15 protein-coding genes are annotated in these 12,732 nt (G+C 71.2%); 2 read left to right on the forward strand and 13 right to left on the reverse strand.

The window, feature by feature from the left end; all coding sequences use genetic code 11:
• Positions 1-2: 2 nt before the first annotated feature.
• From ACLJQF_RS24605 to ACLJQF_RS24645, 9 genes are all read right to left on the reverse strand, one after another.
• Positions 3-656: a YdcF family protein gene (locus tag ACLJQF_RS24605; RefSeq protein WP_410611935.1), complete on the reverse strand. Its 654-nt coding sequence runs from the start codon at positions 654-656 to the stop codon at positions 3-5.
• Positions 657-680: 24 nt separating this feature from the next.
• On the reverse strand, positions 681-1,286 hold the full coding sequence (locus ACLJQF_RS24610) for a DNA-binding response regulator (RefSeq protein WP_410611937.1): 606 nt from the start codon (positions 1,284-1,286) through the stop codon (positions 681-683).
• Complete coding sequence (locus ACLJQF_RS24615) at positions 1,283-2,488, reverse strand: sensor histidine kinase (RefSeq protein WP_410611938.1); 1,206 nt, start codon at positions 2,486-2,488, stop codon at positions 1,283-1,285. The genes ACLJQF_RS24610 and ACLJQF_RS24615 overlap by 4 nt, the downstream gene beginning before the upstream one ends.
• 16 nt (positions 2,489-2,504) lie before the next feature.
• On the reverse strand, positions 2,505-3,245 hold the full coding sequence (locus tag ACLJQF_RS24620; RefSeq protein ID WP_410611940.1) for an ABC transporter permease: 741 nt from the start codon (positions 3,243-3,245) through the stop codon (positions 2,505-2,507).
• Positions 3,242-4,174 (reverse strand): ABC transporter ATP-binding protein, encoded by a 933-nt coding sequence (locus ACLJQF_RS24625; protein ID WP_410611942.1) that lies wholly within the window; start codon positions 4,172-4,174, stop codon positions 3,242-3,244. Before ACLJQF_RS24625 ends, ACLJQF_RS24620 begins: the two co-directional genes overlap by 4 nt.
• A 150-nt stretch (positions 4,175-4,324) precedes the next feature.
• The gene (locus tag ACLJQF_RS24630) at positions 4,325-5,713 is read right to left on the reverse strand and encodes a glycine--tRNA ligase (protein WP_410611943.1); all 1,389 of its coding nucleotides are present in this window, start codon (positions 5,711-5,713) and stop codon (positions 4,325-4,327) included.
• A gap of 90 nt (positions 5,714-5,803) precedes the next feature.
• On the reverse strand, positions 5,804-6,457 hold the full coding sequence (locus tag ACLJQF_RS24635) for a class F sortase (protein WP_410612245.1): 654 nt from the start codon (positions 6,455-6,457) through the stop codon (positions 5,804-5,806).
• A gap of 80 nt (positions 6,458-6,537) precedes the next feature.
• Entirely contained in the window at positions 6,538-7,179 is a 642-nt protein-coding gene (locus ACLJQF_RS24640; RefSeq protein WP_410611944.1) for a class F sortase, read from the reverse strand.
• Positions 7,180-8,268 (reverse strand): hypothetical protein, encoded by a 1,089-nt coding sequence (locus ACLJQF_RS24645; protein WP_410611946.1) that lies wholly within the window; start codon positions 8,266-8,268, stop codon positions 7,180-7,182.
• A gap of 276 nt (positions 8,269-8,544) precedes the next feature.
• Between ACLJQF_RS24645 and ACLJQF_RS24650 the strand changes: the two genes are divergently transcribed.
• Both ACLJQF_RS24650 and ACLJQF_RS24655 read left to right on the forward strand, forming a co-directional pair.
• Positions 8,545-8,910, forward strand: a complete 366-nt coding sequence (locus ACLJQF_RS24650) for an ArsR/SmtB family transcription factor (protein WP_410612247.1) — start codon at positions 8,545-8,547, stop codon at positions 8,908-8,910.
• Positions 8,910-9,335, forward strand: a complete 426-nt coding sequence (locus ACLJQF_RS24655) for a Fur family transcriptional regulator (RefSeq protein WP_410611948.1) — start codon at positions 8,910-8,912, stop codon at positions 9,333-9,335. The genes ACLJQF_RS24650 and ACLJQF_RS24655 overlap by 1 nt, the downstream gene beginning before the upstream one ends.
• Before the next feature lie 254 nt (positions 9,336-9,589).
• Here the strand turns inward: ACLJQF_RS24655 and ACLJQF_RS24660 are convergent, their stop codons facing one another.
• The 4 genes from ACLJQF_RS24660 to ACLJQF_RS24675 form a co-directional block, all read right to left on the reverse strand.
• Complete coding sequence (locus tag ACLJQF_RS24660) at positions 9,590-10,321, reverse strand: TIGR03943 family putative permease subunit (RefSeq protein ID WP_410611949.1); 732 nt, start codon at positions 10,319-10,321, stop codon at positions 9,590-9,592.
• Entirely contained in the window at positions 10,318-11,331 is a 1,014-nt protein-coding gene (locus ACLJQF_RS24665) for a permease (RefSeq protein WP_410611951.1), read from the reverse strand. The genes ACLJQF_RS24660 and ACLJQF_RS24665 overlap by 4 nt, the downstream gene beginning before the upstream one ends.
• 120 nt (positions 11,332-11,451) lie before the next feature.
• Entirely contained in the window at positions 11,452-11,877 is a 426-nt protein-coding gene (locus tag ACLJQF_RS24670; RefSeq protein ID WP_410611952.1) for a YbjN domain-containing protein, read from the reverse strand.
• Positions 11,874-12,686, reverse strand: a complete 813-nt coding sequence (locus tag ACLJQF_RS24675) for an isoprenyl transferase (RefSeq protein WP_410611954.1) — start codon at positions 12,684-12,686, stop codon at positions 11,874-11,876. The genes ACLJQF_RS24670 and ACLJQF_RS24675 overlap by 4 nt, the downstream gene beginning before the upstream one ends.
• Positions 12,687-12,732 lie beyond the last annotated feature (46 nt).

Below are 12,732 nucleotides of genomic sequence, written 5' to 3' on the forward strand. Positions count from 1 at the left end.
ACTCAGCCGAGGAAAGTGGCGAACAGATCGTCCGCGGGCGTCTTGGTCAGCCGGTAGTACAGCAACGCCCCCGTCTCGCGGATGATGTACCGCACCTGGGTGACGCGCTCCTGGACGATCGGCCCGCTGTGCGTCGGCGCGGTCCAGGCGTCCAGGCCCAGGTCGTCGGCCATGGTCCGGGCGCGGAAGGAGTGCCACGGGTCGCTGACCAGCACCGCCGTCCGCCAGCCGCGGGCCTCGACCTGCTGGGCGACCGCGCGCAGGCTCCGCAGCGTGTCGCTGCCTTCGCCGACGGCGAGCGTCGCCGACGCCGGCACGCCGCGCCGGGTCAGCCACAGCTGACCGGCTCTGGCCTCGGTGAAGTTGTCCTCGGCCTTCTTGCCGCCCGCGGTGACGATCGTCTTCGCGACGCCCGTGTCGTAGAGCTGCTTGGCCTTCGCCAGCCGGGCGGCGTAGATGTCCGACGGCTTGCCGTTGTACTGGGCCGCGCCCAGCACCACGATGACGTCGGCGGGGGTCCGGTCGTTCTCGCGGGCGACCTGCCACACCCGGAACGCGGTGCCGCCGACGAGCGCCACCAGCAGCAGGACCGTGCCGAGGGCGATCCGGCGCGCCCAGCTCGCGAGCGACGGTTTGGTGCGTTCAGCGGTACCCATCCGGGCCATTCTTTCAGAACCGGCTCAGAGCCAGCCACGCTCCTCGGCGACGCGCACCGCTTCGGCCCGCGTCCGCGCGCCGGTCTTGCCGATCGCCGCGGACAGGTGGTTGCGGACGGTGCCTTCCGAAAGGTGCAGGGCCTTGGCCACGTCGGCCACCGTGCTGCCGTCCTTGGCCTCCCGCAGCACGTCCCGCTCCCGCCCGGTGAGCGGGCTGGCGCCGGTGGCGAGGGATTCGGCGGCCAGTGCCGGATCCACCACGCGCAGTCCACTGTGGACCCGGCGGACGGCTTCGACGAGCTGCTCCGGCGGCGCGTCCTTGACGACGAACCCGGCCGCGCCCGCCGCCATCGCGCGGGCGAGGTAGCCGGGCCGGCCGAACGTCGTGCAGATGATCACCCGGCACGACGGCAGCGCGGCCCGCAGGTCGGCCGCGGCCTCCAGGCCGTCCTTGCCGGGCATCTGGACGTCCAGCAGGGCGACGTCCGGCTTCGTCTCGCGCGCGGCGGCCACCACCTCGTCGCCGGACCCCACCTGCCCGACCACTTCGATGTCGTTCTCGAGGCCCAGCACGGTGGCCAGCGCCCCGCGGACCATGGCCTGGTCGTCGGCCAGCAGCACCCGGATCAAGCGAGTCCTCCCGCGGGTTCGGCGCGCACGACCGGGGTGGCCGGGCTCGGTTCGGGCAGCGCGATCTCCGCCCGCACGGTCAATCCTCCCCCGGACCGGACCGACGTCCGCACCGTGCCCCCGATCGCGGCCAGCCGCTCGGACAACCCGCGCAGGCCGTTGCCCGCGACGACGCCGGTCGCGGTGCCGTCGTCCTCGATCTCCAGCCAGGTGTCGCCCAGCTTCACCGTCACCCGCTTGGCCCCGGAGTGCCGCAGCACGTTCGTCACCGTCTCCCGCAGCACGTAGCCGAAGGTCGGCTGGAACTCCGGCCGGACGTTGTCGACGGCGTGCGGCAGGTCGGCGTCGATCTCCGCCGCCCGCAGCGCCGCGCGAGCGCCGACGAGCTCCGCCGACAGCGACACCTCGCGGTTCGCCGACACGGTCGCGCGGACGTCGGAGAGGGCACTGCGGGTGAGGCTTTCCACCTCGCGGATCTCCTCGACCGCGCGCGGGATGTCACCGGCGCTTTCCAGCACCCGCCGGGCCAGCCCCGCCTTGACGGTGATCGTGGTGAGGCTGTGCCCGAGCAGGTCGTGCAGGTCGCGGGCCAGCCGCTCCCGCTCGTTCGCCACGGCCAGCGTGGCGATCTCCTTGTTGGCCAGTTCCAGGCCCCGGACGGCGCGGATCAGGCTGGACATGAAGAACATCGCCAGCGTGACCGACGCGACCGTGATCAGGTCGCCGTAGTTGTCCGCGAACCGGCCGGTCAGCAGCATGATCCCGGTCGCCAGCACCAGCGCCGCGCCGTCCAGGATGACCACCCACACCGGCGCCACCAGGAAGACCATCGCCGCGGTGGCGTAGAGCATGACGAAGGGGTTGGCTTCGATCACGGCGACAACCGCCAGCCCCGTGAGGAGCATCCCCACGCCGTAGGCGAAGCGGACCGAGCGGCTGCGGTCGAACACCTGCGGGAACAACGCGTACGAGACTGAGTAGCCGTAGACGAGCACCCACAGCGCCACCACGCCGGGCGTCACCCGGTCGACGGCCAGCAGCGACTTCGTCACCGGAATGAGGTAGGGCAGGGTGAACGCGATCGACAGGATCGGCCACCGCAGCTTGTCCGGACCGCCGCCGTTCCGGCCGCGCGGCGGGTCCGCCCACCACGTCTCCCGGTTGCCCAGCCCGAACCGGTGGCTCGCATCGTCCTTGGCCATTTTTCCCCTCCGGCCCTCAGACGCGGGCGCTGTCCTTACGGTAACGCCTGATCACCAGCGCTCCGAGCACGACCGTCCACGCCCCGAGCACGCCCGCCGCCTGGGGCAGCGAGACCACCATGTCACTGGTCACCGCGGGCCGGGCCACCTGCAGCACCCAGTACGTCGGCATGAGCTGGGCGACGTCGTGCATCCAGCCCGGCATCGTCTCGATCGGGATCCACAGCCCGCCCAGGAACCCCATGCCGAGCGTGACGAGCATGTTGATCGGCTGCATCGAGTCCGGCGTGCCGAACTGGCCGAGCAGCAGGCCCAGCAGCACCAGCGGGATGGTGCCGAGCCAGATGCCCGCGAAGATGCGCACCCAGCCGCTCGCGTCGACGTGCACGCCTTCGGCCATTACGGCCAGCAGCGGCACGAGGACCAGCGCGGGCAGCCCCACGAGCATCCCGGAGATTCCCTTGCCCGCCAGGTAACCGGTGCCGGTCAGCGGGGTCAGGCGCAGCTGCCGCTGCCAGCCGACGGCGCGTTCGAGGGCGAGCCGGGCCCCGCTGTTGGTCGCGGCAGCGAAGACGCCGAACGTCATCATGTTGATCATGATCACGGCCGCGATCTCGGCGTGGTGCGGGTCGCTGGCCTTGGTGAAGACGTTGGTCTGCAACAGGAACATCAGCACCGGGAACGCGACGACGAAGATCAGGAACCGCGGCGCCCGGAAGTTCCGGCGGATCTCGGTGAGCAGGTAGGTGGCGTTCATCGCACGGGCTCCGCGGTCTCGTCGGCGGTCAGGGACAGGAAGGCGCCTTCGAGGCCGACGGCGCTGATTTCGACGTCGTGCACGGCCGGCACCGCGGCCTTCAGCGCCCAGAGCGTGGCGTCGGAGTCGGCGCTGGAGATCGCGACGCGGTCGCCGCGCAGCTCGAACTCCTTGACGCCGGGCAGCGCGGCGATGACGGCGTCGGAGACGCCCGGGACGGCCGCGCGCAGGGTGCGGCCGCCGGCCAGCGCGCGGACCTCGGCGACGCTGCCGTCGGCGACGATCCGGCCGCGGCGCATCAGCACCACCCGGTCGGCGAACTCCTCGGCCTCTTCGAGGTAGTGCGTGGCGAACAGGACCGTGCGCCCGGACTCGGTGAAGGAGTACATCGACTGCCAGAACTCACGCCGGGTGCCGACGTCCATCGCCGCCGTCGGCTCGTCGAGGATCAGCAGGTCGGGGTTGCTGACCAGGGCGACCGCGAACCGCACCCGCTGCTTCTGTCCGCCGGAGAGCTTGTTCGCGCGACGGCCGGCCAGCTCCTCGACACCGGCGGCGCGCAGGGCCTCGGCGACCGACATCGGCCGGCGGTGCAGGGCCGCGACCATGCCGACGGTCTCGCCGACGGTCAGGTCGTCCATCAGGGCGCCGCCCTGCAGCATCGCGCCGATCAGGCCGGCGCGGACGGCGGCGATCGGCTTGCGCCCGAACACGCGCACTTCGCCGGCACCGGGGCTGGTCAGGCCGAGGATCATGTCGACGGTGGTGGACTTGCCCGCGCCGTTGGGGCCGAGCAGGGCGACCACTTCGCCCGGGGCGATCGTCAGGTCGACGCCGTCGACCGCGTGGACGTCACCGTAGTTCTTCCGCAGGCCGGTGAGGTGGATCGCGGCCCCCGCCGCCACCGCCTGGGTGTCTGTTTCTCGCATGCCCTCAGGCTGCCGCCCGCGGGGCCCACGTCCCCGGATCGTGCGTCACGACCTGGCCGTGACAGGTGTCAGGGGTGCCGGCGCCCGGAAAGACGTGAAGGCCACCTTCAGGAACTACAAGTTCCTCAAGGTGGCCTTCACGAACAAACGTCAGCAGCCGATGAGGCGGGCCGCCAGGTAGGACTCGAGCTGGTCGATCGCGATGCGCTCCTGCGTCATCGAGTCGCGCTCGCGCACCGTCACGGCCTGGTCTTCGAGCGAGTCGAAGTCGACCGTGACGCAGTACGGCGTGCCGATCTCGTCCTGACGGCGGTAGCGGCGGCCGATCGCCTGCGCGTCGTCGAAGTCGACGTTCCAGTGCTTGCGCAGGGTGGCCGCGACTTCCTTGGCCTTCGGGGTCAGGTCGGCGTTGCGCGAGAGCGGCAGCACCGCGACCTTGAACGGCGAAAGCCGCGGGTCGAGCCGGAGCACCACGCGGATGTCGGTGCCGCCCTTGGCGTTCGGCACCTCTTCCTCGACATAGGAGTCCACCAGGAACGCCATCATCGAGCGGCCGACACCCGCCGCCGGCTCGATGACGAACGGCCGGTACCGCTGACCCGAGGCCTGGTCGAAGAACGACAGGTCCTGGCCCGAGTGGTTCGAGTGCGTCGTCAGGTCGAAGTCGGTGCGGTTGGCGATGCCCTCGAGCTCGCCCCACTCCTGACCCGCGTTGAACGCGAACCGGTACTCGATGTCGACGGTGCGCTTCGCGTAGTGCGAGAGCTTTTCTTTCGGGTGCTCGAAGTGGCGCAGGTTCTCGGCCTTGATGCCGAGGTCCTTGTACCACTCGGTGCGCTGGTCGATCCAGTACTGGTGCCAGGTCTCGTCCTCGCCCGGCTCGACGAAGAACTCCATCTCCATCTGCTCGAACTCGCGCGTCCGGAAGATGAAGTTGCCCGGCGTGATCTCGTTGCGGAAGGACTTGCCGATCTGGCCGATGCCGAACGGCGGCTTCTTCCGCGACGTCGTCTGGACGTTGGAGAAGTTCACGAAGATGCCCTGCGCGGTCTCCGGGCGGAGGTAGTGCAGGCCCTCTTCGGACTCCACCGGGCCGAGGTAGGTCTTCAGCATCATGTTGAAGTCCCGCGGCGGGGTGTACTTGCCGCGCGTGCCGCAGTTCGGGCACGGCACCTCGGACAGGTCGTCCTCGCTGGTCTCCTTGCCGGTGCGCGCCGCGAACTCCTCGGCGAGCTGGTCGGCGCGGAACCGCTTGTGGCACGACAGGCACTCGATCAGCGGGTCGGTGAACACGTTGACGTGCCCCGACGCGACCCAGACCTCACGCGGCAGGATCACCGACGAGTCGAGGCCGACGACGTCGTCGCGGCCCTGGACGACGGTCTTCCACCACTGGCGCTTGATGTTGTCCTTGAGCTCGACCCCGAGCGGCCCGTAGTCCCACGCAGAGCGGGTGCCGCCGTAGATCTCTCCGCTGGCGAAGACGAAACCACGGCGTTTGCACAGGCTGATGATCTTCTCAATGGTGTTCGTGGGCACTCCACGCTCCGAAAAGCTTGCGGGGACGGTTCATCGGACTAGAACGTCCAGGGTATCCGCCGGGGCCCAGCGCTTTTCGCGCAGGTGAGCCTACGGCCGCGTCACCAGCGACGCCGTCACGACGCGGTTGTCCTCGTACCCCTCGCTGCCGCCGACGTACTCGCCGCCACAGGTGACCAGCAGCAGCTTGTGCGGCCCGTCCGGGTTGAACAGCTGCTCGGACCGGCCGGCGAGGTCCGACTTGTGCACGGTCTCGGTGGCCTCGATCCGGTACACCCAGTGGGCGCCCGCGGCGTCGGTCAGCTTGACGTCCTGCCCCTGCTTGACCTGCCAGAGCTCGTTGAACGGGCCCTTCTTGCCCTTCCAGTTCACGTGCCCGGACAGCAGCGCGACGCCGTGGTCGGCCCCCAGCTTCGCCCCCCACCAGGCGGCGTCGTCGAGCCCCTCCGGGATCTTCAGCGCGCCCGCGGCATCGAGGTCCTCCGCGATCAGTTTCGAGGTGCCGCCGCCGGGCAGGGTCAGCTGCGCCGGGTCGCTGCCGGGGCTCTGGGAGGTGGTCTGCGGCGCCGGCTGTTTCGCGCCCGCAACGGGCCCACCGGCGCCGTTCGCCGCGGCAGGTTCATCCTTTGCGGTGAACACGAGCAGGGTCGCGACCAGCGCCGCGACCACGAACGCCCCGGCGACGCCGACGATCCACCAGCGGCCGGAGCCCTTCTTCGGCTCCGCCGGGTTCCGCTCCTGCATGGGCTTGTGCTCCTTCGCTGTCATGGCCAGTGCACGGACAGACATGCTGCGAAGGGCGCGGAAGGTTGCAGCGAACTCGATCAGCCGGTCGGGCGCGTCACCAAGGTGGCCGTGACCAGGCGGTTCTCGTCGTAGCCCTCGGTTCCTCCGACGTAGTCGCCACCACAGGTCACCAGTACCAGCCGGTGCGGGCCGTCCTGCCCGAACCACCGGGCGGCCTGGGACGGCAACGACTCCTTCGGCAGCGTGACGACGTCGTCGACGCGGTAGACCCACCGGCCGCCGCGCGCGTCGACGACGCTGACCCGGTCGCCCTCACGCATGCGCCACAGCTCGTCGAACGGCCCGCGCCTGCCCTCCCAGTTCACGTGGCCCGACAGCAGGGCGGCGCCCTGGGCCGCGCCCAGCTTGGCGCCCCACCAGGCGGCGTCGCCGAGGCCGCGCGGGATGGGTAGCACGCCGGTGTCGGTGAGTTCGGTGCGGACCAGGCGGGCGGTGGCACCGTCGGGCAGCCGGACCGTGCCCGGCCGCTGCTGAGTGGCGGACTCGCTGTCCGCGGGGAGCACCGCCGGGGCCGCGTTCTCGCCCGGCAGCGTGCCGGGCGGGGGTGCCGCCGCCACCGGCGTCGCCGTCGGCGGCAGCCAGGTCAGCACGACGATCCCGGCCGCGAAGGCGGCCACGGCCAGCGCCGCCGAAACGGCGGCCAGCGCGGTGCGCAGCACCTAGCCCGACCCGGTCTTGCGCCGCCTGCCCAGCAGCAGGGCGACCGCGGCGAAGAACACCCCGCCGAAGAGCAGGCCGAGGCCGAGCGGGACGCGGGAGCCGTCACCGTCGGTGGCCGGGGCGGCCGCGCCCAGGTAGCCGGCCGGGACCTGCGTCGGCACGGTGGCCTGCGTCGCGGCCGTGCCGCCCGCGGGGGCGGCGGCCTTCGCGACGAACCCCTTCGGGATCGAGCAGCTGACCCCGCCGAGCACGATGGTCGTCTTCACGTCCTGCAGCGCGGCGCCCTGCGCGTCCTTGACGTGCGTGGTGATCTCGACCCGCCAGCCGGCGGCGGCCGTGTGGTCGCCCCCGCGCCAGCCGTCCTGGCGGATCAGCTGGTCGAAGGCGGCGACGCGGGTCAGCTTGAGGTCGGAGACGGTGGTCGCCTGGTCGGCGTTCGTGACGTCGCCGGGCGGGCCGAGCCGCAGGTTCGCCAGCTGGAGACCGGCGTTGCCGCCGGGCACCGGGACGATCCCGAGGCCGCCGCCGGCCTGGCGCACCCACAGCCGGGCCACGGCCGACGCGGCGGACAGCTTCGCCGGGCCGGTGCAGTCCACCGACGTCTTGGCGCCTTCCAGCACGAGCACGGTGTTGTCGGCCGGCTTGGTACCGCTCTGCCAGGTGTCCCGCAGCGCGTAGTTCGTCTCCGCGACGGCGGTGGGCACGGTGGTGGCCTGCAGCGCGGCGAAGACGTTGTGGTCCCGGCTGGGGACGCCCGGGGGGTACGGGTTCTGTGACGGGCTGTAGCGGCCGAGGTCGATCCGGTAGTGCCCGCCGAAGGTGGCGCGCTCGCCGTCGTCCTTGGGGACCGAGACGCGGTCCGCGCCGAGCTTCGACTGGCCGGGCAGCAGCGGGGATCGTTGCGTTTCGGTGATCAGGGCGCCACCGCGCTGGCCTTCGTCCCCGATCCGCACCGAGGCGATGTTCGCGAACGAGACCGGGCCGGTCTTCTCGTCGACAGCCTGGGTCTGCGCACCGGCGACACCCACGCCGGCCAGCGGAACCACCGCGATCGCCAGTGCGGCTGCCTTCGTCACCAAACGCGTCATGTCTCCCCACTGCTCTGTTCGGGACGGGTCGCCGGCGTCCGGGAAACGGCAGAACGCCCCGCGACAACCTTGCACCGTCGGCCACTACATGCGAAGCCGCAGGGCCAATATCCCACGAACTCACCCGAACGGGGTAATACGACCGGCCGTACCCCGCAGCTCGGCGCCGAGGCGGGGGTCCCGGACGGGGGAACACTAGGATGGTCGGGACCGTTATCGGCAATGACTACGGAATTCATGGTCGCGGGCGGCGCGACGAGCAGCGTGGAGGCGGGAATGGCGACGGTCACCGGGAGTGGCGCCCAGCCGGGGCTCGCGGACTGCAGCCCGGCGTCCGAAACGCCGCCGGCCCACCCCGCGCAGTCGGTGCTGACCGACGCGGGCGACCTGCTGCGTGCGCTGGCGGCCCCGGTCCGGATCGCGATCGTGCTGCAGCTGCGGGCGGCCGACCGGTGCGTGCACGAGCTGGTGGACGCCCTCGACGTCGCCCAGCCGCTGATCAGCCAGCACCTGCGGGTGCTGAAGACGGCCGGGGTGGTCCAGGGCGAGCGCCGTGGCCGCGAGGTCGTCTACCGGCTCGCCGACGACCACCTGGCGCACATCGTGGTCGACGCCGTCGCCCACGTGCAGGAAGGAAAGTGATGGACACCGCCGCTGAGCCTGCCGCACAACGCAGCCAGGCCCCGGTCCCCGGGCGCCGATCCACCCGGCAGCGATCCGCGGTCGTCGAACTGCTGAGCACGATCGACGACTTCCGTTCGGCCCAGGAGCTCCACGACGAGCTGCGCAAACGCGGCGACGGAATCGGCCTGACGACGGTGTACCGCACGCTCCAGTCGCTCTCGGAGGCCGGTGAGATCGACGTCCTGCGCACGGATTCGGGCGAGGCGATCTACCGCCGGTGTTCGGCGCACCACCACCATCACCTGGTGTGCCGCCTGTGCGGCCGCACGGTCGAGGTCGAAGGGCCGGCGGTGGAGCGCTGGGCGGAGAAGATCGCGGCCGAGCACGGCTTTTCGGAGATCTCGCACACCGTGGAGATCACCGGTACCTGCGCGGAGCACTAGTACTACAGGGCTGGATCGCCTTCCTGGCCCGGACCGAAGGGCCTTTCGGGTTCGTGCCGACCGGAGCGGCCAACTCGGCGGCCGGAACGGCCAACACGCTCGAGAACCCGGGCGAGTTGGCCGCTGCGGGTGTCGAGTTGGCCGTTCGGGCGATCCGCTCGCCACCGAACCGGCCTCAGCCCGGCCGCAGGCAACTGTCCCTGTAGTACCAGCGCACCCCACCGGACGACACGCGTACCCAGCCGGACGACAAGTCAGTACTCGTAGGGGTCCTTGGGGGCGGGGACGGATGTCAGCGAGGCCGGCGTGAAGTCCGGCGTGTAGCTGTTGTCCTTCGTGGCCGTGCCCGGCACCACCTGGCCCGTCACCTGGATCCACGCGTCGCTGGCCAGGTGGTCCGCTTCGCCGCCGCGGATGCGGACCGTCACCGGGAACGCGTCCGCCGCGCAGCAGCTGATCACCAGCCGTGCCAGGAGGGTGCTGCCTTCCGTGTGGACCACGAATCCCGTCAGCGAAACCGTGCGCCCGTTCAACGTGCCCGCAGCGTCCCAGCCCGCGCGGGTGACGAACTCGTTCACGGTCAACGACACCGGATTCCCCACCGGCAACGGCGGGAACGCCGCCGCGTTGGCCGCCGCCGCGGTCGAGGGGGCGCGGGCCTCCGTGCGGATCACCGAATCCGCTCCCAGGGCCGGCGGGGCGACCAGGAACACCGCCAGCACCGGCACCAGCAGCAGCCACGCCGGACGCGCCGGGTGCGAGTGGCCGTCGTGGTCCTCGTGGTCTTCGGGGACCGCCGCCCTCCGCGACGCCACCAGGTCGCGGACGATCGCGACCGCGCCCAGCAGCACCATCACCGCGCCGCCCGCGATGATCCACGGCTGCTGCGCCGGTTTGACGTACCGCAGGAAGTCGCCGTTGACCGCGATCTTGACCAGCGCCCCGCCGAGCAGGATCAGCAGGATGTTCTGGGTTTCCCGTTTCACGCGACCCCCACCAGGAATCCGGCCCCGAGTGCGCAGGCCACCGCCACCACGAACGTCACCGGCGCGAACCGCACCGCGAACGACTTCCCGAACGTGCCGACCTGCAACGCGAACAGCTTGACGTCGATCGCCGGTCCGACGACCAGGAACACCAGCTTCGGCAGCATCGGCAACGCCGCCAGCGACGCCGCGACGAACGCGTCCGCCTCACTGCACAGCGCCAGCACCACCGCCAGGACCGCCATCACCACCACGCCCAGCACGAGCTGGTCGCCCAGCACCCCGAACCACTTCGCCGGCACCAGCACGTTCAGCGCCGACGAGATCAACGCTCCCAGCACCAGGAAACCGCCCGCCTCGACCAGGTCCGTCCGGGCGGTCTCGGCGAACACCCGCCACCGCTGCCCGCCCGCCACGTCCGGGAGGCGCCGCAGCGCCCGCGAGGTGATCCACTCCAGCTTGCCCCAGCGGGCCCACAGCCAGCCCATCACCATCGCCGTGGCGAGCGAGCCGGCGAACCGCGCCAGCACCATCTCCGGCTTGCCGGGGAACGCGACGGCGGTCGCCACCAGCACCACCGGGTTCACCGCCGGCGCCGCGAGCAGGAACGTCAGCGCCGCGGCCGGCGCCACGCCCTGTCCCATCAGCCGCCGCGCCACCGGCACCGAAGCGCATTCGCACCCCGGCAGCGCGACCCCGGCCAGCCCGGCGACGCCGACCGCCGCCCCGGCCCGGCGGGGCAGCACCTTCTCCAGCACGCGCGCGGGCACGAACGCGGCGATGGCCCCGCTGATCAGCACGCCCAGCACGAGGAACGGCAGCGCCTGCACGCAGACGGCGACGAACACGGTCGAGCCGGTGCGCAACGCGGGCACGTCGAACAGGTCCTGCAGCCAGCCCTGGGCGAGGATCGCGATCAGCAGGATCGCGCACAGCACTTCGACCGAGCTGATCCGGAACCGGCGCGTGCGCCGGCCGGGCTCGGCCTCGGTGTCGGTAACGGTGTTCACGAAGGCGATGATGCCAGGACCGTCCGACAAGGCGGGACCCGCACGGGCCGCGAACGGAGGATCACAGTCCGTTTCGGACCCCGATCTTCCGTTCGCGGCGGAAAGTCCACCCCGGACGGGTCAGTCGCCGGACACGATTCCGGGCAGATCGGTCCGCAGCTGCGAAGCGGTCGACACGACCAGCATCAGCAACGTCCCGAGCGCGGCCGGGTCCAGTCCCACCGCCGGAAAGGCGTACCGCAACGTCACGTCGACGCCGTTGTCCGAGTGCCCGATCCCGAGCGTCCCGAACAGACCCTGCCCCGCCCGCTCGGCGACGGCGATCGACAGCTCCGGCGCGTCCGCGAGGTCCCAGCCGACCACACAGGTCAGGGTGAGCACCGTGAGGCCTTCGCCGAGCCGGGTCGCCTGGATCACGCACGGGACGCCGCCGTGGGAGAACGTCAGCGCGCCGTCGTCGTCGACGTGCACCTCGAGGTAGCGCTCCAGCGCCTCCCGGGCCCGCGTCAGCAGCTCCGCGGTTTCGACCGCTTCGGTCGCGCTCATGACGACGCCTGGTCGACGGCGCCGCCGAAGCGGCGATCCCGCTTCGCGAATTCCAGGCAGGCCCGCCACAGGTGGGTCCGGTCGAAGTCCGGGAACAAGGTGTCCTGGTAGACCATCTCCGCGTAGGCCGACTGCCACAGCAGGAAGTTCGACGTCCGCTGCTCGCCCGAAGGCCGCAGGAACAGGTCCACGTCCGGCATGTCCGGCTGGTACAGGTACTTCCCGATGGTCTTCTCGTTGACCTTGTCGGGGTTCAGTTTTCCGGCCGCGACGTCCTGCGCGATCCGCTGCATCGCGTCACCCAGCTCGGCGCGGCCGCCGTAGTTGACGCACATGGTCATGTTCAGCGCCGTGTTGTCCTTGGTCTTTTCCTCGGCCGCCTGCAGTTCCTTGATCACCGACGCCCACAGCTTCGGCCGCCGCCCCGCCCAGCGGATGCGCACGCCGATCGAGCCGAGGTAGTCGACCTGGCGGCGGATGGTGTCGCGGTTGAAGCCCATCAGGAACCGCACCTCTTCGGGGCTGCGCTTCCAGTTCTCGGTCGAGAACGCGTACACCGAGAGCCACTTGACGCCGATTTCGACGGCACCCGCGGCGACGTCGATCATCACCGCTTCGCCGCGCTTGTGGCCCTCGATCCGTGGCAGGCCGCGCTGGTTGGCCCAGCGGCCGTTGCCGTCCATGACCAGCGCGACGTGCTTGGGCACCAGCTCGCGCGGGATTTCCGGCGGTTTCGCGCCCGACGGGTGCGGATCCGGGGCCCGCAGCTCGTATCGCGACGCCTTGTTCTCGCGTCCCCTGCGCAGCACTGCGAGCCTCCCTGGATGGGTGAAACCGGTCAGCCCGACCCTACTG

The organism is Amycolatopsis sp. lyj-109, assembly GCF_046548995.1.
Lineage (GTDB): Bacteria > Actinomycetota > Actinomycetes > Mycobacteriales > Pseudonocardiaceae > Amycolatopsis.